Source organism: Streptosporangium sandarakinum (assembly GCF_013409935.1).
Classification (GTDB): Bacteria; Actinomycetota; Actinomycetes; order Streptosporangiales; family Streptosporangiaceae; genus Streptosporangium; species Streptosporangium nondiastaticum.
This window is the reverse complement of record NZ_JACCCO010000002.1, coordinates 1,616,206-1,641,442: the sequence shown is the minus strand read 5'-3', so window position 1 is coordinate 1,641,442 and position 25,237 is coordinate 1,616,206. Positions and strand designations below refer to the sequence as shown.

Annotated in this window: 28 protein-coding genes; 14 read left to right on the top strand and 14 right to left on the bottom strand. The window is 71.0% G+C overall.

The window, feature by feature from the left end; translation table 11 throughout:
• Positions 1-47 precede the first annotated feature (47 nt).
• Both HDA43_RS25940 and HDA43_RS25935 read right to left on the bottom strand, forming a co-directional pair.
• Positions 48-698 (bottom strand): GNAT family N-acetyltransferase, encoded by a 651-nt coding sequence (locus HDA43_RS25940; protein WP_179825989.1) that lies wholly within the window; start codon positions 696-698, stop codon positions 48-50.
• Between the two features lie 20 nt (positions 699-718).
• The gene (locus tag HDA43_RS25935; RefSeq protein WP_179825988.1) at positions 719-2,668 is read right to left on the bottom strand and encodes a sugar transferase; all 1,950 of its coding nucleotides are present in this window, start codon (positions 2,666-2,668) and stop codon (positions 719-721) included.
• Positions 2,669-2,988: 320 nt separating this feature from the next.
• Here HDA43_RS25935 and HDA43_RS25930 point away from each other — a divergent pair, with 320 nt between their 5' ends.
• The 4 genes from HDA43_RS25930 (at position 2,989) to HDA43_RS25915 (ending at position 6,622) form a co-directional block, all read left to right on the top strand.
• Entirely contained in the window at positions 2,989-3,534 is a 546-nt protein-coding gene (locus HDA43_RS25930) for an RNA polymerase sigma factor (protein ID WP_179825987.1), read from the top strand.
• A complete protein-coding gene (locus HDA43_RS25925) occupies positions 3,531-4,445 on the top strand; it encodes a hypothetical protein (protein WP_179825986.1) in 915 nt (304 codons plus the stop codon). The genes HDA43_RS25930 and HDA43_RS25925 overlap by 4 nt, the downstream gene beginning before the upstream one ends.
• Before the next feature lie 185 nt (positions 4,446-4,630).
• Positions 4,631-6,019, top strand: coding sequence for an alpha/beta hydrolase family protein (locus tag HDA43_RS25920; protein ID WP_179825985.1), 1,389 nt, complete (start codon positions 4,631-4,633; stop codon positions 6,017-6,019).
• A 141-nt stretch (positions 6,020-6,160) separates the two neighbouring features.
• A complete protein-coding gene (locus HDA43_RS25915) occupies positions 6,161-6,622 on the top strand; it encodes a hypothetical protein (protein WP_179825984.1) in 462 nt (153 codons plus the stop codon).
• Here HDA43_RS25915 and HDA43_RS25910 read toward each other — a convergent pair.
• From HDA43_RS25910 to HDA43_RS25890, 5 genes are all read right to left on the bottom strand, one after another.
• Positions 6,619-7,380, bottom strand: coding sequence for an ABC transporter permease (locus HDA43_RS25910; protein ID WP_179825982.1), 762 nt, complete (start codon positions 7,378-7,380; stop codon positions 6,619-6,621). The two genes, HDA43_RS25915 and HDA43_RS25910, sit on opposite strands and share 4 nt — an antisense overlap.
• Before the next feature lie 9 nt (positions 7,381-7,389).
• A complete protein-coding gene (locus HDA43_RS25905) occupies positions 7,390-8,190 on the bottom strand; it encodes an ABC transporter ATP-binding protein (protein ID WP_179825980.1) in 801 nt (266 codons plus the stop codon).
• Complete coding sequence (locus tag HDA43_RS25900; RefSeq protein ID WP_179825969.1) at positions 8,190-8,600, bottom strand: DUF1048 domain-containing protein; 411 nt, start codon at positions 8,598-8,600, stop codon at positions 8,190-8,192. Before HDA43_RS25900 ends, HDA43_RS25905 begins: the two co-directional genes overlap by 1 nt.
• A gap of 2 nt (positions 8,601-8,602) precedes the next feature.
• Positions 8,603-8,932, bottom strand: coding sequence for a PadR family transcriptional regulator (locus HDA43_RS25895; RefSeq protein WP_179825967.1), 330 nt, complete (start codon positions 8,930-8,932; stop codon positions 8,603-8,605).
• 152 nt (positions 8,933-9,084) lie between these two features.
• Positions 9,085-9,642, bottom strand: coding sequence for a helix-turn-helix domain-containing protein (locus HDA43_RS25890; RefSeq protein WP_179825965.1), 558 nt, complete (start codon positions 9,640-9,642; stop codon positions 9,085-9,087).
• Between the two features lie 129 nt (positions 9,643-9,771).
• Here HDA43_RS25890 and HDA43_RS25885 point away from each other — a divergent pair, with 129 nt between their 5' ends.
• Positions 9,772-10,713: an alpha/beta fold hydrolase gene (locus HDA43_RS25885; protein ID WP_179825963.1), complete on the top strand. Its 942-nt coding sequence runs from the start codon at positions 9,772-9,774 to the stop codon at positions 10,711-10,713.
• Between the two features lie 247 nt (positions 10,714-10,960).
• Here the strand turns inward: HDA43_RS25885 and HDA43_RS25880 are convergent, their stop codons facing one another.
• Positions 10,961-11,476 carry a GNAT family N-acetyltransferase gene (locus HDA43_RS25880; protein WP_179825961.1) on the bottom strand — a complete coding sequence of 172 codons (516 nt, stop codon included), beginning with the start codon at positions 11,474-11,476 and terminating at the stop codon, positions 10,961-10,963.
• Positions 11,477-11,722: 246 nt separating this feature from the next.
• On the opposite strand from HDA43_RS25880, the gene HDA43_RS25875 reads away from it, so the two are divergent.
• From HDA43_RS25875 to HDA43_RS25865, 3 genes are all read left to right on the top strand, one after another.
• A complete protein-coding gene (locus tag HDA43_RS25875) occupies positions 11,723-12,346 on the top strand; it encodes a hypothetical protein (RefSeq protein WP_179825959.1) in 624 nt (207 codons plus the stop codon).
• 146 nt (positions 12,347-12,492) lie between these two features.
• Positions 12,493-12,849 (top strand): hypothetical protein, encoded by a 357-nt coding sequence (locus tag HDA43_RS25870; RefSeq protein WP_218912416.1) that lies wholly within the window; start codon positions 12,493-12,495, stop codon positions 12,847-12,849.
• Between the two features lie 161 nt (positions 12,850-13,010).
• Positions 13,011-13,739 (top strand): GNAT family N-acetyltransferase, encoded by a 729-nt coding sequence (locus tag HDA43_RS25865; RefSeq protein WP_179825957.1) that lies wholly within the window; start codon positions 13,011-13,013, stop codon positions 13,737-13,739.
• Between the two features lie 130 nt (positions 13,740-13,869).
• On the opposite strand, the gene HDA43_RS25860 is transcribed toward HDA43_RS25865, so the two are convergent.
• Together HDA43_RS25860 and HDA43_RS25855 are read right to left on the bottom strand one after the other, a co-directional pair.
• The gene (locus HDA43_RS25860) at positions 13,870-14,370 is read right to left on the bottom strand and encodes a hypothetical protein (protein WP_179825955.1); all 501 of its coding nucleotides are present in this window, start codon (positions 14,368-14,370) and stop codon (positions 13,870-13,872) included.
• 123 nt (positions 14,371-14,493) lie between these two features.
• Positions 14,494-15,351, bottom strand: a complete 858-nt coding sequence (locus tag HDA43_RS25855) for a TIGR03619 family F420-dependent LLM class oxidoreductase (protein ID WP_179825953.1) — start codon at positions 15,349-15,351, stop codon at positions 14,494-14,496.
• A gap of 310 nt (positions 15,352-15,661) precedes the next feature.
• Between HDA43_RS25855 and HDA43_RS25850 the strand changes: the two genes are divergently transcribed.
• Both HDA43_RS25850 and HDA43_RS25845 read left to right on the top strand, forming a co-directional pair.
• Positions 15,662-16,147, top strand: a complete 486-nt coding sequence (locus HDA43_RS25850; protein WP_179825951.1) for a hypothetical protein — start codon at positions 15,662-15,664, stop codon at positions 16,145-16,147.
• Positions 16,148-16,251: 104 nt separating this feature from the next.
• Complete coding sequence (locus HDA43_RS25845) at positions 16,252-17,418, top strand: hypothetical protein (protein ID WP_179825949.1); 1,167 nt, start codon at positions 16,252-16,254, stop codon at positions 17,416-17,418.
• Here HDA43_RS25845 and HDA43_RS25840 read toward each other — a convergent pair.
• Positions 17,354-17,935: a hypothetical protein gene (locus HDA43_RS25840; protein WP_179825948.1), complete on the bottom strand. Its 582-nt coding sequence runs from the start codon at positions 17,933-17,935 to the stop codon at positions 17,354-17,356. The genes HDA43_RS25845 and HDA43_RS25840 overlap by 65 nt on opposite strands.
• A 141-nt stretch (positions 17,936-18,076) precedes the next feature.
• Here HDA43_RS25840 and HDA43_RS25835 point away from each other — a divergent pair, with 141 nt between their 5' ends.
• The 3 genes from HDA43_RS25835 to HDA43_RS25825 all read left to right on the top strand — a co-directional run bounded on the left by HDA43_RS25835 (position 18,077) and on the right by HDA43_RS25825 (position 20,800).
• Positions 18,077-18,622: a GNAT family N-acetyltransferase gene (locus tag HDA43_RS25835; RefSeq protein WP_179825946.1), complete on the top strand. Its 546-nt coding sequence runs from the start codon at positions 18,077-18,079 to the stop codon at positions 18,620-18,622.
• 150 nt (positions 18,623-18,772) lie between these two features.
• Positions 18,773-19,261: a hypothetical protein gene (locus tag HDA43_RS25830; protein ID WP_179825944.1), complete on the top strand. Its 489-nt coding sequence runs from the start codon at positions 18,773-18,775 to the stop codon at positions 19,259-19,261.
• A 321-nt stretch (positions 19,262-19,582) separates the two neighbouring features.
• Positions 19,583-20,800, top strand: coding sequence for a serine hydrolase domain-containing protein (locus HDA43_RS25825; RefSeq protein WP_218912415.1), 1,218 nt, complete (start codon positions 19,583-19,585; stop codon positions 20,798-20,800).
• A gap of 132 nt (positions 20,801-20,932) precedes the next feature.
• Here HDA43_RS25825 and HDA43_RS36510 read toward each other — a convergent pair whose 3' ends face one another.
• Together HDA43_RS36510 and HDA43_RS25815 are read right to left on the bottom strand one after the other, a co-directional pair.
• Positions 20,933-21,388 carry an ATP-binding protein gene (locus tag HDA43_RS36510; protein ID WP_218912414.1) on the bottom strand — a complete coding sequence of 152 codons (456 nt, stop codon included), beginning with the start codon at positions 21,386-21,388 and terminating at the stop codon, positions 20,933-20,935.
• 1,050 nt (positions 21,389-22,438) lie between these two features.
• Positions 22,439-22,873 (bottom strand): hypothetical protein, encoded by a 435-nt coding sequence (locus tag HDA43_RS25815; protein WP_179825939.1) that lies wholly within the window; start codon positions 22,871-22,873, stop codon positions 22,439-22,441.
• Between the two features lie 59 nt (positions 22,874-22,932).
• Between HDA43_RS25815 and HDA43_RS25810 the strand changes: the two genes are divergently transcribed.
• Entirely contained in the window at positions 22,933-24,198 is a 1,266-nt protein-coding gene (locus tag HDA43_RS25810; RefSeq protein ID WP_246424507.1) for a helix-turn-helix domain-containing protein, read from the top strand.
• An 86-nt stretch (positions 24,199-24,284) separates the two neighbouring features.
• Here HDA43_RS25810 and HDA43_RS25805 read toward each other — a convergent pair whose 3' ends face one another.
• On the bottom strand, positions 24,285-25,217 hold the full coding sequence (locus tag HDA43_RS25805; protein ID WP_179825936.1) for a YDG/SRA domain-containing protein: 933 nt from the start codon (positions 25,215-25,217) through the stop codon (positions 24,285-24,287).
• Positions 25,218-25,237: the final 20 nt, after the last annotated feature.

Sequence of the window (25,237 nt, the reverse complement as noted above, 5' to 3'; positions counted from 1 at the left end):
CGGTCCTGGCCGGCTCTTACAGGGCTGGTCGGACCGGTGCAGCCCGGTCAGGGACGCTCGGGCTGCATGAGCAGGGCCTCGGCGCCGACCGGGCGGAAGCCCGCCGCGAGGGAGGCCCGCACACTGGCCGCGTTGCCGGGCGCCACCTGTGCCCACAGGGTGTGGGCGGCGCCGTCCACCGCGGTGAGGAGGTGCCGGCCCGCCAGCGCCAGCAGCCTGCCCAGGCCCGCGCCCCGGTGGCCGGGATCGACCTCGCCCGCGACCTCCCAGCGGCCCGCCACGCCCCGGCCGAGCAGCACGACCCCGCCGTCCGCCTCCCACACCCGCACGTCGTCGCGGTGGCGCAGGGCCCGCCGTACCCGGGGGTGGCCGCGGTCGGTGAGCTCCGTGAGCGGCAGCGGCGGCGGGCCGGTCAGCGGTCCGGCGGTCAGCAGCATGTCCACGTTGTCCACCCGCCGCCCGGTGCGCTCCTCCAGGGCGCGCAGGAAGCGCGGGTGCAGGGGCGCGGACAGGTCATCGGCGGGAAGCAGGCCGCGCAGCCACTCGTGGTCGACGTCGGCGAACACCACGCTGTGCGCGGTGAACGCGATGACGCCGCAGTCGCGCGGGCTCGGCTGTACGGTGAGCCGCACGGAGCCGTCGGCGGCCGGGAAGTCCCCGCGTCCGGCCGCCTCCAGCAGCCTGCTCAGTTCGTGCACGCGTCGGTCCTTTCGCGGCGCTAGGAGATGCGCTGCCAGTATGTGGAGATGAAGTCCCAGAGGATCTTCCGGTCCGAGGCCAGGCTCGCGTGCTGGTCGTGCCAGAGGCCCGTGAAGCCCCGCTGGACGTCGTAGGCACCTATCTCCGTCTTCGGCTTGAGGCCGAGCTCGACGGTCTTGTTGGGGAACGGGCCGAACAGTCCCGGCTTACCGGCCAGGTCCGCCTCGTTCCAGCGCGGCCCCAGGAAGGGACCGACGGCCTCTCTCGTCTTCTGCCTGTCGGCTTCCAGTAGCGGCCGGTCGTTGATGACCGACATGTCCTTCTTGTAGAGGACGTTGTAGGCCAGCTGGACGAACTCGTCGAGGCTGGTCCTCGCCCAGAGGGCGCCGACCCTCGTACGCCGCGGATCCGACGCGCCGAGGCTGCCGTCCTTGCCGTCGGTCGTCGACATGGTGCGGCCCTTGGCGATGTCGAACTCGCGGCCGAACTGGCCGACCCGCTTCTGCAGGAAGAACGGGTTCCTCCGGTCCTCGGCGAACTTCGCGAGCGCGAAGACGGAGACGACGGGGGCGGTGATCGTGAGAATCCCCAGGGCCCACTTGACGTCGTGCCACCGCTTGGCCGGGCTCTGCTTCCAGTCCCTGCCCCTCAGGCTCGCGTAACTCGGGGCGGGCCAGGACCGGGCGGCGAGGCCCGCGCCGGTGCTGAGCACGGACATGCCGAATCCCATCCCGGCGGCGTGCTTCCAGTCCCAGCCGGCGCCGCCGGCCCATCCCGCGGTCGCCAGCACGGTCGTGCTCACCGCCCCGCCGACCAGGGTCCGGGAGAACGCCCGCTCCCACGTGGCGGACTCCATGGCCTCGGCCAGGCCGGTGAGCGTGGGGCCGCCCCGGCGCAGGAGGGCGGGCAGCGCGGCGTGCGCGCCGGCCATCAACCCGCCGGCGAGCGCTCCGTGCGACAGGTCCCGGACCAGCTCCGCTCCGTCGACGGTTCCGGTGGCGAACAGCTGGTCGATCACCCCCAGCCCGCCGGAGTACATCGCGCCCAGCGCGGCCTGACGGATCATCAGCAGGACGATCCGCAGCGCCAGGCCCTCCAGCCGGAGCAGCTTCCTCACCACGAGGTCGAGCACCGGGCCGAGCCGGGGGGCCAGCAGCCTCGCGAGGAGCATCAGCGTCAGCACGAACGCCGCGGACGCCATGAACCGCTGCCTGGCCTCGATGATCGCGTCATGGGCGATGCGGGCGCAGTCGGCGAGGTGCTCGCATCGCCGCCGCAGGTCCGCCAGCCACCCCTGCTCGCCGTGGACCAGTCGCGCGGCCCGTCCGAACGCGGCCGTGGCCGACCCGGACCCGGCCCGGACCACCCGCCCGGACTGCCCGGCGATCTGCTCCTGAACGTCGCCGACCACCCGCGCCATCGCCGTCGCGGCGTCGAGCAGCCGCGCCACCCCGTCGAGATCGCCGTCCGGCCACGCCGCCCCGAATCCCACGGACTCCAGGAACCAGATCGCCTGGCTCACGAAGCCGGGCGGCGGCGTGGTCGACGGCAGGCCGCCCGGGCCCGGCTCGGGCCGGTACACCTCCGGGTCCCTCAGCCATCCCGGGCACGGCGGCACGTACGGGACCCCCGCGTTCGCCTCCTCGGCCGCGGCGTACTCGCATCCGGTGACGACCATTCCGGCCGCCATTTCGCGCAGCAGGTTCACCGCCAGGGCGAGGTCTTTCAGGAGGTCGTCGCGTATCCGGGCGAACCCCGGCACGCCCGCCCCGGGATCGCCGTCGAACAACGCGCGGCCCAGGTCGTCCTGGCCGAAGGGCCGCTCGTCCATCGCCCGGCAGAACCGGTCCACGCCCCGGGCCAGCTCGTCGGCGGCCTCCCGGACGCCTCTCCCCGCGCCGGCCCAGACCTCCGGGTCGAACCCCAGCACTCCCGCGAGGGCCACGTCGTCGGTGGCGATGTCCCTCAACCGCCCCTCAAGTCATGATCGAAGGCAGACGCCGCGAACTCTAACAGGGCCTCCGCTCCGTCCCCGGACCGGCGACCTCCGTCCGCCGCTTCCCGGCCTCCGCCGCTTCCCGGCCTCCGCCGCCGAGAGGGACGGCTCCTCCCGGCGGGCCGGCGGGAGAGCGGATCACTTCGATATCCGACTGCCCCGGCCGAGGCGAGATGTGAAGAAAAATGTAATTTCTCCCTTCCCGCCCTCCAAGAAAGGAAGAGAACACGGTCGGCGAAAGGGCAAAGCAGGTGGCAAACACCGCACCCGATACGGAGGATCTCCGGCGGACGATGCGCGATCCGGAGGCGTTCGAGGAGTTCTACCGAAGACATACCGAGTCCGTCAGCCGTTTCGTGGCGCGCCGGGTGACGGACCCGCACACGGTGGCGGATCTGACGATGGAGGTCTTCCTGGCCGCCGTCGACACCGCGGGCACCTACCGTCCCGAGCGCGGCAGTCAGGCCGCCTGGCTGTACGGCATAGCCCGCAACGTCGTGGCGACCGAGCACCGCAGGGCCGCCCGGGAGGTCCATAAGGCGGACCGGGCCGCGGGCCGGCGCCCGCTGGACGCCGACGACATCGCCCGGCTGGAGGAGCGGATCGACGCCGAACGGGACGCCCGCCGCCTCCTGTCGGCCATCGCCGCCCTGCCGAAGGGGCTGCGGGCCGTGGCCGAGCTGGTCCACCTCGACGGCCTGCCGGTCGAGGAGGCCGCTGCCGCCCTGCGCATCCGCGTCGGGACCGCCCGGGTACGGCTGCACCGTGTCCGCCGCCTGCTCAGGACCGAATTCGACGCCCGCCGTCCGGAACCCGCCATCGCGAAAGGAACGTCATGACGACCAGTGAGAGACGTCTCGCCGGGTTCGAGGAGCGGCAGCTCGCCGAGCTCAAGGAGCACATCGCCGCGCGGTCGACGGCGGCACCGGCGAGGAGGCCGCGGGGGCGCCTCCTCCTGGCCGCCGCGGCCGTCGCGGCCGGGGTCTGCGCCGCCGTCGCGATCCCGGCGGTGTTCGGGGGCGGCGGCGAGTCCGCCTACGCCGTCACCAGGGATGCCAACGGGGTCGTGTACGCCGAGCTCCGCGACTTCCGCGACGCCGCCGGGCTGTCGGACCAGCTGCGGAGGCTCGGCGTCCCCGCCATCGTCGACTACACGCCCGAGGGCAAGATGTGCCGGGAGCCGCGCGGGAAGCACGTGGAGGACATCCCGAGGGACCTGTACCACGTGCCCGAGTCGATCCCCGGTGAGAAGCACGGCTGGCGGATGCGGATCGACACCCGGCTCTTCAAGCCCGGCCAGACCTTCGTCTGGACCATCGGGAAGAACACCAGCACCAGCACCATCCTCATGGAGGGCCCGGTGGGACCCTGCGAGCTCGTGGACGCGCCCGAACCGAAGGAGATCCGCCCGCCCTACCGGCTGGCCACCACCAAGGGCCGCTCGCTCGCCGGGTACCGGGTGGACGAGAAGACCGTCGGCGAGGTCGTCCCGGAGATCGAGAAGCGCGGCCTGAAGGTCGTCTACGTGATCATGGCCCTCCCTCCGGGCAACCCTGGCGGCTTCGGGGAGCTGCGCGTCCAGAAGGCCCCGGTCGGCGAGGACTGGACCGTCTGGGAGGCGGAGGAGGTCATCGAGGGGCCGGAGGACACGCCCACCGGGGTGATCCGCCTCCTCGTCACCAAGGAGCACCACGACCGGAACCCGGTCTACGGCGGCCCCCGCGACGCCGTCATCCCCGAAGGGTCCTGACCGTCGCACGGCCCCTGGAAAGGCCCACCGGCCCGCCGCGACGGTTCACGGCCGTCGCGGCGCCGGTTCACCGGGACCGAGCCGGGAGCGAGGATCCGGTGAACCGGCCAGATGGACGGTTCAAGGTGCCGTGAACCGTACTTTGGGCCGATATCGCCGGGAGCCCGAATCCGCAGGATCTTTCCATGCCATACGAAGATCTCTTCCCGGCGCTGGGAGCCGGGAGCCGAGACGGGCACGTGACCCGGACCGGCCACCGTCCGAGCGGCACGAAGCCGGAGCGGAGCGGCTCCGGACCCGTGTCGAGGGGCGCCCTGGCCGTCGTCGCCGCGCTGCTCGCCCTCGTGGTCGCCGCTCCCTGCGCGTCCACGCCGGCCTCCGCCTCGACCGTGCCCGCGTCCGTAGCCACAGCGACCGTCGCCGTGCCCGCCTCCGCCAGCCCCCCGGCCGCGCGGAGCGGGACGCCGGACGGTACCCCGAGCGGCACACCCGCCGGCGCCCCGATCGGCGCGCCGTACCTGCCCAGGCCGACCGGCCCCCATCCGGTCGGCACGACGTCCCTGCATCTGAGAGACCTCTCCCGGCCGGACCCCTGGGTGCCCGGGGTGAAGGCGAGGGAGCTCATGGTCTCCCTCTGGTACCCGGCGAAGTCACCGGGCGGGCGGCGGGCGCCGTACATGACACCGAAGGAGTCGGAGCTCGTCCTGAAGGGAACGGGGATGACCGGCGTGCCGGCCGACGCGCTGAGCAGGACGCGCACCAACGCGTTCCGCGACGCGAGCCCGGCCGGACGCAGGCGCGGCCTGCCCCTGGTGGTGCTCTCTCCAGGCTTCACCTGGCCCAGGAGCTCGCTGACGGCCCTGGCCGAGGAGCTCGCGAGCCGCGGCTACGTGGTGGCCGGCATCGACCACACCTACGAGACCTTCGCCACGACCTTCCCCGACGGGCGGGTCACCACCTGCGCCGCGTGCGAGCTCGAAACCGACGACTTCGGCGGGAAGGCGGTGAAGAGCCGGGCGGCCGACACCTCCTTCGTGCTGGCCGAGCTGGTCGGGCCACGCTCGAAGTGGCGGGGCGGCGCCCTGATCGACCCGTCCCGGATCGCGATGGCGGGTCAGTCCCTCGGCGGCGCGAGCGTCGCCGAGACCATGCTGAAGGACCCCCGGGTGCGCGCCGGGATCAACATGGACGGCCAGATGTTCGCCCCGATTCCGGCGAGCGGGCTGGCGCGGCCGTTCATGTTCCTGGGCGTACGGGGACCGCACAGCCCGGGAAGCGGCGAGGACCCCACATGGGACCGTGACTGGAGACACCTGACCGGCTGGAAGCGCTGGCTCGTGGTGACCGGGGCGGTGCACGCGTCCTTCACCGACTACGACCTGCTCGCCAGGCAGATCGGCGTCGACCTCGGCGGCACCCTCTCCGGACCCCGCACGGTGGAGATCACCCGCGGATACGTCCGGGCCTTCTTCGACCTCCACCTCCGTGAGAAGCCGCAGGCCCTGTTGAGGAAACCATCGCCCCGCCATCCCGAGGTCATGTTCTGCTCCCCGGAGACGAAGACCTGCGGGTAGGGGACGGGCGGGGGAAGCCGGCCGGTGGGTTCCGCCGAACTCCCCGCCCGCTCCGGGCGTCGAATCCCTTCGGGGGCTCACCGAACGCGCCACGCGCGGAGAACCGGAAGGCGGCGCAGGACGACGATGGAACCCACGACGGTGAAAGAGAGAGTCGGCAGGAGGGTCTTCGGCGCCATGATGGTCGGGGCGATCCTCCCGGTGGCGCTTCTGGGCTGGGCGTACGTGATGAGCGAGGTGTTCCCCTCCCGGATGTGCGGTGGGTTCATCGGGTGCCTGGGCTCTCTCGTCCGCGTCTGGGAGGTGGGCCGCTGGGTGGCGATCGTCCTCGCCTGGCCGCTGCTGTACGTCCTGCGGGTACGGCCCGCCTGGCCCGTCGCCGTCGTGGGCGGGCTGTTCCTGGTGGCGATCTGGGAGTTCGCCCTGTCCTCGGTGCCTCCGCTGGGCATCGTCATCGACCTCATCGCGCTCAGCGCCCTGATCGCCTACTCGTGCGCCGTCCTGGTCGCCGGGCCTGGGCTCACCCGGCTGTGGCGCGCCGCGATCGCCGCGGCGTTCCTCGCGCTCTACCTTCTCGGCCTGCTGTCTTCGCGGGGCCTCTAGGAGATCCTGCGGCGGTAGGTGTTCATGGCGAGGACGTACGCGACGACGAGGATGCCGGCGCACCAGGCCAGGGCGATCCAGATGTCGGTGCCGACCGGCTGCTGCGTGAACAGGGCGCGGATGGCATTGACGATGGACGTCACCGGCTGGTGCTCGGCGAAGGCGCGCACCGGGCCGGGCATGGTGCCGGTGGGCACGAACGCCGAGCTGAGGAACGGCAGGAAGATGAGCGGGTAGGAGAACGCGCTCGCGCCTTCCATGGTCTTGGCCGTCAGGCCGGGGATGACGGCGATCCACGTCAACGCCAGGGTGAACAGGATCAGGATGCCGGCGACCGCGAGCCACGCCGACACTCCCGCCGTCGAGCGGAAGCCCATGAGCAGGGCGACGAGCACGACGACCGCGAGCGAGATCAGATTGGCGACCAGCGAGGTCAGCACGTGCGCCCACAGCACCGACGACCGCGCGGTCGGCATGGACTGGAACCGCTCGAAGATGCCGCCCTTCATATCCATGAACAGCCGGTACGCGGTGTAGGCGATGCCCGAGGCGACCGTGATGAGGAGGATGCCGGGCAGCAGGTAGGTCACATACGAGTCCGACCCCGTGTTGATCGCGCCGCCGAACACGTAGACGAACAGCAGCATGAAGGCGATCGGCATGACCACGGTCGTGATGATGGTGTCCGGGCTGCGCGCGATGTGGCGCAGGGATCGTCCCAGCAGGACGGCGGTGTCACCGAGGAAGTGCTTGCTCATCGTTGCTCCTTATGCGTCCGTGCCGGCGTTGCGGTCATGGCCGTTCCTGCCGTCGGCGCCGACGAGCGTGAGGAAGACGTCCTCAAGGGTCGGCTGCTTCTCGACGTACTCGACCTTGGCGGGCGGCAGCAGCCGCTTGAGCTCGGCGAGGGTGCCGTTGACGATGATCCGGCCCTCGTGGAGGATCGCGATCCGGTCGGCGAGCTGTTCGGCCTCGTCGAGGTACTGCGTGGTGAGCAGCACCGTCGTGCCGCGCGCGGCGAGTTCCCTGACGGCCTGCCACACCTCGATGCGCGCCTGGGGGTCGAGCCCGGTCGTCGGCTCGTCCAGGAAGATGACCGGCGGATTCCCGACCAGGCTCATCGCGATGTCGAGGCGGCGGCGCATGCCGCCGGAGTACGTCGACGCCTTCCGCCCGCCCGCGTCGGTCAGCGAGAAGCGCTCCAGCAGGTCGTCGGCGACCTTGCCCGGATTTCCGACATGCCGCAGCCGGGCGACCAGCACGAGGTTCTCCCGCCCGGTGAGGATCTCGTCCACGGCGGCGAACTGCCCGGTGAGGCTGATCGACTCGCGCACGTCCGCGGCCTGCGTGGCGACGTCGAAGCCGTTGACGCGGGCCGTGCCCGCGTCGGCCTTGAGCAGCGTGGACAGGATCTTCACGGCCGTGGTCTTGCCGGCCCCGTTGGAGCCGAGCAGGGCGAAGATGCTGCCCCGCGCCACGGTGAGGTCCACGCCGCGCAGCACCCGCAGCTCCTTGTACGACTTCTCCAGGCCCCGCACCTGGATCGCCGGGGCCTGCTGCGTCGTCATCATTCGGTCCTGTCCTCTCCTGCGGGCTCTTCGCCGGCGGCGCGCTTGATGGCGCTGGTGAGACGGTTGCGCTCCCGGTTCCGCCACTGTCCGGCCGGGTAGTTGGCGACGAACGCCTCCACGAACTCCACGGGGTCCTCCCCGAAGAGGTCACGGATCGGGGTTTCGTCGATGGCACTCCGCTCGAACAGGTCGGCGAGGTCCTCGTACATCGTCACGTCGGCGCCGTCGGTCAGCCCGAGGTGCAGCAGGTACCGCTCCATCGCCTCGGCCGCCGTACGGTAGTCGGGGGGAAGCTGCCTGATGCGCGTCTTGTACTGCCGGTAGCGCCGCTTGTCCTCCAGCGACCCGGTGACCACCTCCAGGTACCGCCGGTAGCGGTTCTTCGGCTCGTTCGGCTCTGCCGCCATGGCTACTTGCCTCCTTCGCGGAGCTGTTCGAGCCTTCCGGCCAGGAAGCTCCAGGTCGTCCAGAACTCTTCGAGGTACTCCCGTCCCTGAGCGTTGAGGGAGTACACCTTGCGCGGCGGCCCCTTCTCGGACGGGACCTTCTCCACGTCGACCAGGCCGCGCTGCTCGACCCTGACCAGCAGCGCGTAGATGGTGCCCTCGGCGATGTCGGAGAAGCCCTGGTCGCGCAGCCAGGCAGTGATCTCGTAGCCGTAGGCGGACCGGCCGGACAGGATCGCCAGGACGATGCCCTCCAGCGTTCCCTTGAGCATCTCCGTGACGAGCTTGCCCATGGAACACCTCCTTTCAGCTACTTCGTGTTGCTAGGTACTGGTAGAAAGTAACACTGACTACCGGTACTTAGCAACGCCGAATAGCTGAGGCGCAAGCCGGGACGCGGGCCGAGGCCGGCGTCCGCCGTGCCCCGTCCCCTCCGGTGCGTTCCCTACGGTGTCTCCCCTGGCGTCTCCCGCGGCGGTTCCTCGGCCGGGAACAGGATCGGGCTGAGCAGGTGCCGGGTGCGGTGCGGGGCCGGGCCGTACGCCAGCCGGGGCAGGATCACGGCGCGAAGCTCCTCGATCAGCTCCACGCGCTCCTCCTCGTCGAGCCAGACCGCGTGCTGCCGGTAGCCCACCAGGTCGGCGGCCGGGTCGGCGCCGTCCCGGTCGAGGTAGGCGCCGAACTCGGCGATCAGGGTGGCCATGGCGGCGGCGAACACGCGTCGGTGGTCCTCGGGGGACAGCGACGCGGCCGTCCCGGCGTCCACGACCGCCCGCTCCTGGCGCAACCGGTAGCGGCGCTCCACCGCGCCGCGCACCCGCTGCTCGTCGGCCACCTCCAGGAGGCCGTGCTCGGCGAGCAGCGCGACGTGCCGGTACACGGTGGCCTTGGAGACGTCGGGTATCCGGTCGCACAACTGGGCGGTGGTGAGGATCCGTCCACCGGACATGGCGTGCACGACGCGCAGCCGTACCGGGTGTGCGAGCAGTTCCAACGCGTCCACCGCGTCATGCTCGCAGAGCGCCCGACCTTTCGCAATCTTGCGAACGGTGCCGATCGGGTTTACCGTTCTCAAACATGCGAAAGGTCGGGCCGCGCGCCCTTGACCCACCCTCCGTCCGAAGGAGTGACGATGCACGATCAGCCCGCCGAGAGCGGTCCCGCCGGTCCCGCCACGACGGCCGGTACGGCGCCGCTGGGACGCCACCACGACGTGGGCGGCCGGCGACTGCTGCTGCACCGCGCGGGCACCGGCGGCCCGAGCGTGGTGTTCCTGCCCGGCGCCGGCCTGGTCGGATTGGACTTCCTGAACCTCCAGGAGCTGGCCGCCGGGTTCACCACCGCCGTCGTCTACGACCGCGCCGGAACCGGCTGGAGTGACCCGGCCCGCCTGCCCCGCTCCGCCGCCGAGGTCGCGGGCGAGCTCCGGGACCTGCTGCGCGCCGCCGGAGTGCCCGGGCCGTACCTGCTGGCCGGGCATTCGCTGGGTGCGTTCTACGCTCGCCGTTACGCGCAGCTCTTCCCCGGCGAGGTCGCCGGACTGCTGCTGCTGGACCCCGGCCACGAGGACATCTTCGACCACCTGCCCGAAGGGGCCGCCGAGCTGAACGAGCGGATGAAGCCGGACCCCGAGACGATGCCGGACCTCACCGGCGAGCAGCTCGCGTCCGCCCGCGCCGCGCTGACCGGGCTGCTGGCCGCATGGCCCGACGGGGTCCGCGAAGCGCTCGTCGAGTACCACCTCACCGACTGGCGGACCCAACTCCACGAGACGGCCAACTTCGAGACCGAGATCTACGACGAGCTGCGGAACGGCGGGCCGCTCCCCGACGTGCCGCTGATCCTCCTCACCGCGGGCGGGCGCAACCCGTACTGGGCGCACTTCATGACCGAGGAGCAGATGCGCGCCGCGCACGACGGCATCCGCGCCATGCACGTCGCGCTGGCCGCGTCCGTCCCCCGGGGGGAGCGCCGGGAGCTGCCCGGCGCCTCCCACCAGTACCTGCACATCGAGCAGCCCGACGCGGTGCTGGACGCGCTCCGCGACCTCCTCGCCGCCGCCCGCGACCGGTGACGGCGGAGGACCGGGACCGGCCGGGACCGACCGGGGACGAGGCCGGTGGGGCCAGGGGCAGGACCGGCGCGGGACGGGACGAGGCCGGCGGGGCCGGAGGCGGAACCGCCGTGGGACGGGAGCGAGGCCGGCGTGGGACGGGGACGAGGCCGGCGTGGGACGGGGACGAGGCCGGCGTGGGACGGGGACGAGGCCGGCGTGGGACGGGGACGAGGCCGGCGGCGGCACGCGCCGCCGGCCTCGGGAGTTACGGCAGAGCCGGATACGGCGCCGTGACACGGAACCGGGACGTGCCCTCCTCAGAGCTCACCCACCGGAAACCGGCCTTCTCCAGCACCCGGACCGAGGGCGGGTTCGACGGCTCCACCTTGGCGTACACCGTGTGGACATCGGCGGCGGTGAGGGCGAACTCCGTCAGGGCCCGGGTGGCCTCGGGAGCGTAGCCGCGGCCCCGCCGGGAGGCCACGACGCCGTAGCCGATCTCGACCGTGCCGTCGCTCGGCGGCCAGAACAGGCCGAGCGAGCCGACCACCAGACCGCTGTCGCGCTCGATGATCTGGCGGTGACCGTACTCGCCCAGCCACTCGGGATACTCGCCGAACAGGCCGGCGATGACGCGGTCGCCTTCGGCGGGGAAGTCGTCCGCCCAGTGCGCGCACCGGGCGTCCCGCAGAACGGCGTCGACCTCATCGCGGGGCCAGATCCTCAGGACGAGGCGGTCGGTGACCAGATCGGTACCGGCCGAAGAGAAGAAAGAGAACATGTGACACTCCTGGTCGTTCGGGTGACCGGCCACGCTCCGAACTCACGCGGACCGGCCGAGGGCATGCTGAACAGGGCTGTCGGCAGCCATATTCATCAGCCCCCCTTCTCCAGGAGTGATCACGGGTCCTTCCCGCGCCGACCCTAGCGACCCTTCGCGGCGCGGGCAAAGCCATATTCCGGATGCGAAAAGCCGTGCTCCGGAGGTGACCGGCCTTCCGGAAGAGGGGGCGGTAGGCTGCGCGCCGTGGAGCATCCGTCGATCACGGCCCGGCGCGGTGGTTCACCGCTCCGCCGCGTCGCCGCTCGTGCCGTCGCCGCCGCGGGCGTCATCGGATCACCGTTTCGCGGCGTCGTCGCCGTGGGCGTCATCGGCGCCGTCCTGGCCGCCGGCGGGTGCGCCGCCGATCCCGAGACCGACGGCGACCGCGCGCCGGGACCGGCCGCCCACGAGGTCGTCGTCACCGGCAACGACGTCTCCGGAGTCACCGCCAGGGTCGCCGGCTGGGAGCACGACAGGAACAACGCCCTTCCGCCGCAGAACGTCATCCGGGTCGACATCCGCTTCACCGGCAGGACGGAGTGGGCGCTGTCGTCACGGTTCATCGAGCTGGCCGTGTGCGCGGTCACCGGGCAGCGGACGGTGGTGACGTGCGGCACGGCCGGAATGCGCATGGACCACACCGCCGAGGACCGGTACCACTACACCGTCGAGACGTTCCTGGGCGCCGGCCACCGCCTCGACCAGGTGACGGACGTGCTGCTCCTGCCCGACCAGTACGCGCCCCCGCGGGTGTCCATCGTGACCGATCCCAAGGACGGCGACGACTACGTCGCGCCGCGCCTTCCGAAGCCGGGCGACCGCGTCTGACCGCATCGTGGGCGACCGTTTCCGGACCGGGTCCGAGGCCATCGAACTCATCCCGGGTAAGCCGTATGAGACCGATCCTTCTTTTGTAGGATTTCGGCGATCATCGGCGCCCGCCGCGGCGTCCCCTCCGGTGACGGGAGCGACGGATGGCACACTCGGCGACCGCCGGCCGGGCGGCGGGAGCGGCTCTCGCGGTACTGCTGCTGGCCGGCTGCTCGGACCAGCTCGGCGACCGCGGCGGCAAGAACGGCGCCCCGCCCGACCGGATCGGCGACGTCGACTACGTCGAGGTCTTCCGCAACGCCGACAACTTCCCCAACATCGCCCGGATCTGCGTCGAGGGCCTGGCCTTCGCCAGCACGTCGAGCGGGTCGCGGGGCGAGGACGGCGTCGCCAACCCGGCGCTGATCCGCGTCCCGGAGTGGGACGCCGGATGCGCCGCCCACGCGAAGTCCGCCCCGAGGTCCGGGGCCAACCCCACGCCGACCTCCTCACCCGGCTGACCCACCGGCCCGGGGACGCCGGTGGACCGGCTGTGGCGCCACCCGGAACGGCCCCGGTCGCGCGGCTCTCCCGCCGCGGATGACAGGCTTTCCCGCCGCGGCCGGGACTCTCCCGGCGCCGGTGACGGGCTCTTCCGCCGCGCGTGGCAGACTTTCCCGTGATGAGTGGCGAACGACGGACATTGACCGGGGCCGACGGCGCCCCGGTGATCGGCTATGTGGAGGACGTCCGTGACGGGCGTCCCTGGGCCCGTAACGTCGAGGAGCTCGGCCCGGGAGCCGTCGACGCCGTCATGTCGCGCCTGCCCGGCTGGGTGGTGTCGGCGCCGGTCGAGCTCGCCCGGCGTCTCGTCGCGCGAGGCGCCCGGACGCTGCGGCACGTCCACCGGATGCGGTGCGACCTGTCCGACGTACGGCCGGCCGCGGACGCGGCCCCCGGCGGCCTGCGGTTCACGCCCTGGGACCGCGAGCCCGCGGAGGTCTTCCCCGCGTGGCTCGCGGCCTACCCGCCCGGCCATCCCGACCGCCGGTCCCGGAAGATGACCCTCGACGATGAGCTCGCGCCCCTGATGCGTGGCGAGGTGACGGGCCCCCTGCTCCCGTGCGGAATCCTCGCCGTACGGGACGACGCGGGGGGAGAAGACGAGGTGGTGGGCGGCGTCCTGGTCACCGACTCGAACGACGGCCCGTGGGTCACCGAGGTCTTCCGGCACCCGGACCGATCGCCACGCGGCCTCGGCTCGCTCATGCTCTCGGCGACCCTGTCCCGGGCCGCCGCCGACGAGCTGACCGGGATCGGCCTGGCGGTCACCGAGGGGAACCCCGCGCGGCGCGTGTACGAGAGCCTCGGGTTCCGGCCGGCCGGGACCTGGCTCACCGTCCTGATCTGACGGCTCCCCTCCGGCGCCCCCGTCACGCTACGAGCGGAGGAACCCGTTCACGACCGGCGGCGTACACGGATGTGGTTTTCGGGCCACGCCCCTCCCGGGAGCGACGTCCGGGGCGGGGCTCCCGTCCGGCTCAGCAGTACGAGCGCAGGTGCCAGATCTTCAGCAGCGCCTTCGGTGCCTTGTCCAGGCAGCCGCCCGTGTCGCCGCGGTACGACCAGGCGCCGTGAGCGCTCCTGCGCCACACGTGCGGCCCGTCCTGGTAGCTGATCGGGTCGCCCTTGACGCCGATGGAGCCGACCGCCCAGTACACGTCCTTGCCCGCGCTCCTGACCTTGCCGTAGTAGACCTTCTTCGGCCCGTCCACCTTCTTGCGGCCGGTCCCCGGGTGGTGCTTCCTGAGGTACGGGCCGTAGTACTGGGTCCAGTAGGCGTCGGCGAGCGCGCGGCGGACCTTCTCGGTGACCTTGAGGTTGACGGCGGTCCCCCGGGCCTGCGAGGCGGTCTCCCGGGCCTGCGAAACCGCCGAAACCGGGGAGGACCGTACGGCGCTCATCGCCGTCGCCGGGAAGATGGTGGTGACGGTGACCGCCGCCACCGTGGCGGCCGAGAACCGGTGCGCCCACTTGGTCATATCCGCTCTCCCATCGCGCTTTTGAACTTTGACGCTTCTCTGTACCGAAAGGTTGAGAGCGGCCCGGACGGGCCCGGCGATTCAGCGCGGGAGGGCGAACCGCTCGGTGTGGGAAAGCGCCGCTCAGTGCGGGAGGGCGAACCGCTCGGCGAACGCGGACATCTCCTCGCGCCGCCCCTGCGGATCGGCGGCGGTGGGATTCACCACGACGCGGGTCACCCCCTGCGCGGCGAGTTCCTCGACCCGCTCCGCGGTCATGTCCATCGACCCCCAGCGCGTGTACTCGAGCGCTTCCGGGTCACGACCGGCCTCGGCGGCGGCCGACCGGGCGATCTCCAGCTGTACGGCGCGCTCCTCGGGGCCGAGCGCGCCGCCGGGGAAGTAGCCGTCGCCCCGCCGCCCGGCCCGGCGCGCGGCGGCCCGGCTCGACCCGCCGACGTGGATCGGCAGGTGGGTGACCCCGGACGGCTTGGGGAAACTCACCAGCCGCTCGAAGGAGAAGAACTCCCCCTCGAAGCTCACGCCCTCCTCGCCGCCGCCCCAGAGCAGCCGCAGCACGTCGATCGCCTCGTCGGCACGACGGCCCCGGCCGGCGAAGTCGACCCCCATCGCGTCCGCCTCGCCCGGCAGGGTGCCGAGCCCCACGGTCAGCAGCCGCATCCGTCCCCCGGAAAGCACGTCGATGGTCGCCAGACGCTTGGCGAGGATGACCGGGTGGTGGTACGGCAGCAGCAGCACGCCCGTGCCGAGCAGGATCCGCCGGGTGGCAGCGGCGACGAAGCTCAGGCAGTCGAGCGGATCGACGTACGGCAGCGACGGCGGGATCTCATGGGGCCCGAACGTCGCACCGGGATACAGCACGATGTGCTCCGGCAGGTAGAGCGCCTCGAAGCCGCAGTCCTCGGCGTGCCGGGCGAAGGACCCGACCTCCTCGGGATCGACGCCGCAGTAGGCCGTGTTGTAGCTGATCGCGAACTTCATTGTCGTCCTCCGGTCGTACGGCGACGCGTGCTCGTCCCGCGTCGCCGTACGACCGGTTCGCCGATCCGCGCCCGACGCCCTCCGCACGCCCATCGGAAGCACGCTAGAACCTTGTCACTGACGTCAGGCAAACCCGTCCTGGCCCGTGTCTCGGTCCGTCCGCGATTGTCCTGGCCTGCCCTGGCCCGTCCTTTCCCGTGCCGCCCTTGTCTGTCCTAGGCCGTCCCGGCTCGTCCAGGTGTCAATGGGTTCCGGGAACGCCGGCCTTCATCCCTGGGCCGGTGGGACTTCCGCGTGCCATCCTCGGAAGGTGACAGCGATCAGGGAAAGCGGGCCGGCGGCCGATCGGAGACTTCCCCGGCGGCTGCTCCTGGCCGCGCTGACCGGGGTGATCCTCACCGCTCTCCTCGTGGGAGCCGCCTTCCTGATGATGCGGGCCCTCACCGGCCCGGGGACCTGCGAACAGTCCTTCGCCTGCCTCGGCGCCATCGGCTTCACCTGGTTCGTGGGCCGCTGGGTGGCGGTCATCCTCGCCTGGCCGCTGCTGTATCTCCTGCGCGTACGGCCGGCCTGGCCCGTCGCCGTCGCGGCGGTCCTCTTCCTGGTGGTGATCTGGCGGTTCGCCCAGTCGTCCTGGGCGGGGAACAGCGGATCCGCCCTCATCCTGCTCAGCGGCGTGCTCGCCTACCCGCTCGCCGCCCTGGTCACCGCGCCGCGCCTCGCCTGGCCGTGGCGCGCCGTACCCGCCGCCCTGCTCCTGGCACTCTGCGTCCTGACCTTCCTGCCGTCACCCTGACACCCGGGGTACGGCGGCGCGCCCTCCACCGGGCTCGCTCACGGTGATTCCGGGGCCCGGTGCCGCGGAGGAACCGATCACGCCGCGCGGAAGTCCAACTCACCATGATCGACACGGCACGCACGCCACCGCGGCAGGTTCGCATCACGATCGCGCTGCTGTGGTCGGTGATCCCACACGGTCTGGCCGTCACTGTGCTCAACGGCGTCGCGCTCGTCATGACCGACCGGCGGCTCCCACACGCGCCGGTGACGCAGAACGCGGAAGCCGTCCCCATCGCGTTGCGCGAGTACGCGGGGTTCGCCTGGGGGCGGACGGCGCTCATCGGGCTCTTCTTCGTGGCCGCCGCCCTCGCGTTCGGGCTGCTCGCCCGGGCCGCCCGGCGGGGCGCGCGGCGGTGGCCCGCGGTTTCGCTGCTCGCCGGCGTGCTCGCCGTCCTCCACACGATCGGCCTGGTCCTGGTGGCCGGCCTCAACCCCGTCACGGGCTACGGCCCGCGGTTGTTCCCGGTGAACGGCGCCCTGTTCAGTGGAGCGCCCTTCGACATGGTGGCGGCCGCCCCGCCCTGGTACCTGCCCGCTCTCGCGGCACTCCTCTTGATCGGCTGGGCCGGCCAGCTCGCGGGCCTGATCCTGCTGGCACGGCCGGCCGCCGTCCGCCGGTACGCCCGGAAGGAGACCGCGGGGAACACGGCGGGGGGCACGGCGGCCCCGGCAGAGGACACGACGGGGGAGACGGCGGTCCCGGAGGGACGCACCCGGGCGATTCCACTGATGGCACTCGGTCCCGTCTTCGTCGCCGTGGTCGCCGCGTTCAACCACACGGCCATCCGGCTGACCGAGAACGCGGCCGACCCCGCCCTCGTCGAGCACGTGGTGTCGGCCGCGCGGACCGCGATGTTCGTCGATTCCGCCTTTCTCGGTGTCCCGGCGGTCGCACTGGCGATCCTCGGCACGCACCCGCGGCTGCGCACCCGGCCGGGCGCCCTGTTCACGTCGGGTGTCCTCGCCGTTCTCTACCTGCTCGCCCTGGTGGTGGCCCAGGTGTACAACCCCCTGAGCACCGGTGTGCTCACCGACGACCAGTCCGGATTCAGCGAGCACATCCCCCCGTGGTACCTGCCCGTCCTCACGGTCATCCAGTCGGTCGCCGCGCTGGTACACCTGGCCGCCCTCGCCGAGCTGGTCACGCGCGCCCGCGGGCCGCTCACCGCTCGATCTCCAAGACGTCCCCCATCCACCACCAGCCGTCGCCCAGGGCCGCGCAGGTGAAATCTCCGTCATACGCCACGTTGAGGAGGGAGCAGGGGTCCGCGCCGGCTTTCCCGCCGACCACGCGGGCGAAGCCGATCCGCTCCGGCTTCCACTCCGCCACGGCGAGGAACAGCACATCCCCTCCGGGCACTTCGGGGTCGTGGATCCTCTGCACCGCACCCCGGCCGAGAGCGAGCGCCCGGTACCGCTCCGGCAGCGGGGAGCGGTCCGGCGGGAGCCCTTCGCCCAGGCGCGCCAGCTCCGCGAAGGCCGTCCGGTGCGTCTCGAACCAGCTCCACCGGAAGAACCGCTCCCAGGGAACCACTCCGGCGATCACCACTGCCACGACGAGCTGGCAGACCATGACCGCCGCCCATCCCCGGCTCTGCCGCCGTCCCAGACGGACGGCCCACCAGGTCGTCAGCCCGACCGCCAGGATCCACAGCACGGGATAGGCCAGCAGCCACGGCGACAGGATGCCGTCGTCCAGCCAGAAGGAGAAGTAGTACGCCGTGCCGAGCGCGACCCAGCTCACGACGGCACAGGAACCGAGAATCATGATCCATCTGACGTGACCGCACCGGGAAAGGTTGCTGGTGGGTCCGAAGAGGCCGTCTCACCGAACCCGGCCGGCGGGAGCGGGTGGCGACCATCCGGGATGTGCTTCTATGCCGGGATGGGCATCGAGAGCTTCAGGGCGCCTGACGAGAGGCCGAGCCGTCGCGTCCGGCGGAGGACCGAGGACGACGTCGAGGAGTGCGTGCGGCTCCTCGCGGAGGTCCACCGGCGGGACGATTACCCGGTGAACTGGCCCGACCGGCCCGGCGAGTGGCTGTCGCCCGGCCCCTCGCTGGGCTCCTGGGTCGCCGAGCTCGACGACCGCCTCGCCGACCATGTCGGCTTGTCGCGGAGCGGAGAAGGCGACCTGGCCCCGATGCTGTGGAGCGAGCGGAACGGGACGACGCCGGACTCGGCCGCCGTGGTCGGCAGGCTGTTCGTCACCCCGCAGGCCAGGGGACATCGGATCGGTGCGCTGCTGGTCGGCCGGGCGATGGAGGAGGCACGGCGTAGCGGCCTGCATCCGGTGCTCGACGTCGTCGCGTCCGACACCGCCGCGGCGGCGCTGTACGAGCGGATGGGCTGGGAACTGCTGGCCACCGTCGAGCAGCGATGGAACCCACACCGGACGGTGGCCGTCCACTGTTACGCGGCACCGTCGTGAAACGGCCGATCACAGCCGCTCCGGGACCGGGGCCGGGGCCGGGGGCGGGGGTGGCGGAGCCGGGGCGAGCCGGTAACCATCCGGGATCGGCGTGATTGCGAATGCGTCAGGGCCATGGGAGGACGGCGGGACGCGTGTGATCATCCGAGCATGACCGGTGCCGCGGTGGGGACGCCGCCGAACGGGGAGAAGGTCGCCGACCGGATGATCCGGGCGGGGGTGGTCGGGATGATCCTTCCCGTTCTCCTCCTCGCCGTCGGCCTCCTGTCGATGGACGTCTTCGCCGGCTCCAGATTGTGCGAGAAGTCCAGCGGCTGCCTGGCGCTCCTCTTCTACGTCCTTGCGGTGGGCCGCTGGGTGGCGATTGTCCTCGCCTGGCCGCTGCTGTATTTCCTGCGCGTACGGTCGGCCTGGCCCGTTGCCGCCGTGGCGGCCCCGTTCCTGGTGGCGATCTGGGAGATCGCCCTGGCTCCCTGGATGTCGGGGAGAAGCGGCTTCGGCCTCATCCTGATCAGCGGCATTCTCGCCTACCCGCTCGCCGCCCTGGTCACCGCGCCGCGCGTCTCCTGGCCCTGGCGGGCCGTACCCACCGCCCTGCTCCTCGCGCTCTACCTGCTGACCTTCCTGCCCTCGGCCTGACACCCGGGGTACGGCGGTGCGCCCTTCTCCGCCTCGCACCGCCGTACCGGGCCTGCGGGCCGGCCGTACGCGGTGGACGGAGCCGGCGAGCCCGGAGCACAGCGGCTTCGATCGCGGCGAGTTCCATGACCGCATTTCGTCACCGGACACCGGACAGAAAACGGTGCCTCCCTCCGTCGCGGGGGAGTGGCAGGGGAGGATCTCCCTCCCGGGAGGGAGCGGGAAAATCGCCTGCGTCGGCGATCCGCGCGACGGGGCCGGGTCGGCAGGATCGACGGCATCACCAGCACTTTCCCCGCCTGACCCCTGGAGATGTCCACGATGAAGCGCACCCGCGTCGCCGCCGCCGGTCTCGCCCTCGCCGCCCTGTTCTCGACCGCGGGCACCCCGGCGCTCGCCGCCGTCACGGCGGGGCCGTCCGCGACCACGGCGGGGTCGTCCGCCGTACGGAGCGAAGTACCGCCGATCAACGAGGCGGCGCTGAAGCGGAGCATCGCCGGGCTGCCCGCGGCCGACGCCACCGCCGCCGAGGTCAGGGTGGGCGGCTCGGCCGGTTCCTGGCGCGGCGTCACGGGCGTGACCGACCTGCGCACCGAGCGGCCCGCCAGAGAAGGCGCCCGGTTCCGGGCCGGCAGCGTGACCAAGATCTTCACCGTCGCGGTCGTGCTGCAACTCGTGGCCGAGGGCAAGGTCTCCCTCGACGACACGGTGCAGGAGTACCTCCCCGGGCTGCTGCCCGCCGACTATCCCACGATCACGGTCGGCCGGCTCCTCAACCACACCAGCGGCCTGCCCTCGCCGACGAACGACGGCGGCTTCGAGCGGGTCTACGCCACCAGGTTCGAGAAGGTGACCCCCGAGGAGTACGTCGCCGAGGCCGTGAAGAACCCGATCGAGTTCACCCCGGGCACTCGGCAGCACTACCTCAACACCAACACGTTCGTGGCGGGCCTGCTGATCGAGAAGATCACCGGCAAGACCTACGAGCACGAGGTGACCACCCGGATCCTGCGACCCGTCGGCATGCGCGACAGCTACCTCCCCGGCGAGTCCATCAAGATCCGCGGGCGGCACAACCACGGCTACCAGGTCGTCCCCAAGGGCTTCCCGAACGCCGTCAAGTACGGCCAGGGCTACGTCGTGGACATGACCGAGACCAGCGTGACCTCCACCTGGGCCTCCGGCGACCTGATCTCCACCACGGCCGACCTGGAGAAATTCATCAAGGCCCTGTTCGGCGGCAAGGTGGTGCCCGCCGCGCAGATCGAGCCCATGTTCACGGTGCCGAAGGTCACGATGTACGGCGGCGACCAGCCCGCGGTCTACACCTCGGGCCTGACCAGGCTGGAGCTGCCCGGCGGCATCGTGGCGTTCGGCAAGACCGGAGCCAGGTACGGCAGCGCGACCGGCGTCGGCGCCACCCGCGACCTGAGCCGCACGGTCGTCTACTCGATCAACTCCACCGACGCCAAGGCCGCCGGGCAGAACGAGCGCGGCCTCGGCATCGCGCTCGCGGCCTTCGCCGAAAAGGCCAAGTGACCCGGCGTCCCCCGACGGATCCGCAGGCCGCTCACCCGGATGAGGTGAGCGGCCCGCGGATTCTTGGGCAGGGTCCGGGTCTTCGGGCAGGGTCCGGATTCCTGGACGGATTCCGGATCCTTGGGCAGGTCGTCAGCCGGGGGAGTGCAACTCGAACCAGATGACGGTGCCGAGGGGGTCGCGATGGAAGCCCCAGCGGGCGGCGAGGGCGTTGACGAGTGCCAGCCCGCGTCCGCCGACGGCGTCGGGTCCGGGGTCGCGGGGGCAGGGGATCCGTGAGGAGCCGGGGTCCTGGACGGTGACCAGCACACCGCGCCCGACGAACGCGACCGTGACGAGGAACTCCCGCGGCCCGTCGTTCGGCCTGGTCGCCTTGTCCACCGCGCCGTCCGGCCCGCCTGGCTTACCCGCCTCGCCGTTCGACCTCCCGCCCGGCCCGCACGCGTGCTCGACGGCGTTGGTCGCCAGTTCGCTGGTCAGCAGTACGACGTCGTCTCGCAGCGGGTGGCCGTCGCCGAGCAGTCCGGCGACGAAGTCGCGAGCGTGCCTGATCTGGTCGCGGTTCGCCGGGAAGCAGTGGGAGATCACCGGCAGGTCGGTCCCGGTCCGCCCGGGACGCGGCGGCCACGCGGCTTCCGCCTCCGCTCGCGCGGCCCTCGGCCATGCCGGTCCGGTAGCGTTCGGCTGCGTCAGCCCGGCGGTGTCCGGGCGTGCCGATCCGGTGGGGTTCGCGCCGCCGGAGCGGCTCGCCGTTCCGCTGGTGCCCGCGCCACCGAGGCCGTTCGTAGTTCCGGTGGTGTGCGTGCCATCGAAGCCGTTCGCCGTTCCGGCACGCCGGACGAGCACGCGAAGCAGCCGCGACAACAACCGCGCCGCCCTCTCCACTTCCTCCCTGTCCGGCTCCCCATCCAGCCGCCTGTCCAGCTCTCTGCCCGGCTTTCTGTCCGGCCGGGACCGCGGAGCCGAGTCCCCCGGACCGTCGGCCCGGCGCTCCGGGCTCATACCGTCACCCCCTCGCGACGCGCCCCGCGCCTGCTTCCGTACGGCGAGCATGACCCCGGTGGCGAGTCCCGCACGTACGGGTCCTGCGGGTGCGGCCCCCATCCGTACGGTGCGACGGCGGTCGCCGCCGGTCGCGCGTGCCGTCCCTGGCTCGCGGGGAATCCCGTGGACGACCTGCTCGCCGGAGATCCAGCGGCCGGCCTGCCTGCCGAAGATCCCGTGGACGGGTGGAACAGCCTCGGGGAGCGGGTCGTGGTGGGCTTCGCCGTACCGGGGAAGGGGCGGTCGCACAGGCCGAGCCGCCGCCGCGCGGCCATCCGGGCGCGTACCTGGACGGGCGTGGGCTGTTCCCACAGGTGGCCGGGCCGGTGCGGCAGGCCGGCGGCGTCGTGGGCGTACGGCGGATGCCCGCACCACCGGCACCCGAGCGGGGTGGGTGGTTGCTCGGCGTGCCAACGGACCCGGATGATCCGTACGGCTCCATTAGGGTTGGACACGGGTCGCACCTCCAGTGTGCGATCAAGGCCCTGCCAGGCGACTTGGCCTCGCTTGGTGGGGCCGTTCTCTTTGGACTATGAGGGTTCTGGGGCTTGCCTGGGATTTGTTTCCACAGGCTGTGGATAAGTTTGCGGGCCGTCAGACGGGACCCTGGGGCGGTTCCGGCTCCTGCATCGGCGTCGCCGCCCGCTCGCCGGCCTGAGCTCGCGGTGGGTCGGCCCGTTCCTCGGGCTGGGCCTGCCTCGGGTCGGCCCGCTCCCCGAATCGGACTCGCCGCAGCTCCGCGCATCGAGCGGTGACCAGGCGGGCGACCTCCTCGACCCCGGACACCGGCCGCGATGCGTAGGCGGGCCGCCCGCACTGCTCGTCCCACCCGGCCTGCCACCAGAACCGGTCGCCGTTGCACCACACGACCAGGCCGTCCCACACCGACACGAGCGCCAGCCCGTAACCGTCATGGACATCGACCACGACACCCAGCGCTTCAAGCGCTTGCCGCAACCGCTCGGCGGCTTCTACGGCCGACGCTTCAGGCGGATGCCAGTGGAAGTTCGGATGCTCGTTATCCCTCACGGAGAGTAAATGTATGGAAGCACAGCGGCGCGGAGATCAGTGCCGTTGATATTTCGGCGATGGGTAAGGCCAAAGCCCTCCAGCAGGGTTACTTTGAGGCCATGGCCTACTCAGATCCGGCGGCGGAGAGCGTGGGAACCCGTGTACGGCGTGCCCGTAAGCGCGCCGGTATCACCCAGATCGAGTTGGCCCGGCGCGTCGGTCGCGCGCAGTCCTGGGTGTCCGGGGTCGAGAACGACAGCATCCCCCTGGACTCTGTCGCACTGATCAACACCCTCGCCCGCGCTCTGCGCATGCACCCCAACGAGCTCACCGCGCGTCCCTACCGTGGCGACAACCCGAAAGATGACCAGGGCCACTCGGCGATTCCTGAGATCCGCCGCCAACTGGAGCGCTACGACCTCGACCCGGAGTGGGAAGGCACGGTACGACCACTGGCGGACCTGCGCACGGCGGTCGGGCGCATCCACTGGCTTCGGCAAGAGGTTCGTTACGCCGAGCTGACGGATGAGATCCCGACGCTGCTCTCCGAACTCCAAGCCGCGACGCATCTGTACGAGGGCCCTGATCGGAACGCGGCCTTCAGCCTGCTCTCTTTCGCGTATCGAGCGGCCGACTCGGCCCTCTATAACCTGGGTTACGCCGACCTGGCCACGATCACAGCCGACCGGATGCGCTGGGCGGGGGAACGCGCAGGGGACTTCTACGGTGAGGCCCTCTTCGCCTATCTAAGAGTGCGGAACCTGTGGGCCAGCACCTCATGGAATGACGCGCTGGCCGTACTCGACAGGGCGAGCGCGAACATCGAGCGTGAGTACACCGCGGGGCACCCTGAGGCGCTGGCTGTCTGGGGCGGGCTGCAGCTTCGAGCGGCGATCACCGCGGCCCGGAAGAATGACGCCGACGAGGCATGGGCACGCCATCGGCTCGCGGCCGAGGCGGTCACCCGGCTCGGCGCTCGTCAGCGCACGAACTACTACCAGCTGTCCACGAACCAGCCCAACATCGACATCCACGGTGTCGCCATAGCCGTCGAACTGGGCGACGGACCAGGGGCAGTGCAGCGAGCGCAGATAGTCCATTTGCCGAAGGGCCTGCAGGCCAGCCGCGCCGGCTACCACCACCTCGACTACGCGCGAGGGCTGCTGTGGTGCGGCAAGCGCGATGCCGCCGTGGCCGAGCTGGAACGCGCCGAGAAGATCGCCCCAATGCTCGTCCGCAACCACCCCATGGCCCAGCAGGCCGTACGAACCCTGCTGGACCTGGAGCGCTACAGCTACCGCGAACGCATCCGCCGCCTCGGCGTCCGCATGCACATCCTTTGAGGACTTAGGAATAGAGCAGTCATAGGCTGAAGTTAGTGGATCTATATAAGTAAAGGCGAGGTGGCAAACTGCGCTATTTTATCGGGCTATTCGGATATCTCCCAGCAGGACCGGTGGTATCTCACGTAGGCGATTTCAATCCTGTGCTCTCTGTGCCTTCTTATTTGTCCTTCAATGGTGCCTTTAATGGCGTTCACGATTCTCAAATCATCCGTTAGATAGAGAGCGCCATTGTCGAACCTCTTGTGGTCGTTAGGGCATAGGCAGAGAATGTTATCGAGCGTGTCTGGCCCGTTGTGAGGGATGCCGAGGGCCTGGATGTGAGCGGCTTCGCTACTCGGCCCGCTGGGAAGCTCTACGGTATTTCCGCAAATCTGACAGTGGTTCTCGTAGAGATCTTTTACCTTTTTAACAAGTTCGGCGCGTCGATTGATCTTGTTGACAGTAGAGGTGGTTCTGCTGGCTGGCTTCGCCTGATCGTCTAGAACCTCTAGAAGCTCGCCGATATTTGCTTCGGCGGGCGATTGCAGATCGCCAGCATCGTAGGTGCTTCCGATCTTAATCATAAGGAATTGGCAGACGCGGAACCCGTCGTAGCGTTCCTTGAACCAGTGTCGGATAACTCGGTATAGCCCGTCGTATCGATACCCGGTAAGGGGGGCATGTGGCGACTTCTCTTCAAAGCCTCGTATAACTCGAACGGGTAACTTGTCGAGCTCGCTTTTGACTAGACCGGCGTTCCCGGAGTCATTGAGGGTCTGATGGGCGATCTGCTTCTTGGTTCTCGGATCCTGCCCCCCGTGTCCGGTATATATAATTACATCACCATAGTCACGATCGTCGGGGTAACCTCCGTTGAGCACGATCGCATCGGCGCCCTCTTTGGCCGTGCCGGAAATCCCGGCCACGTTGTGGGCGTGCAGACCTGCTAGGCGCAGTTCTTCGCGCTTTCCCGTCCGAGGCTGCCAACCTTCTGGGTAGCCGGGTATCTCACCAAAAGTCCTGACGTACTTAGCCACGTATGCATCTTGGCACTGAA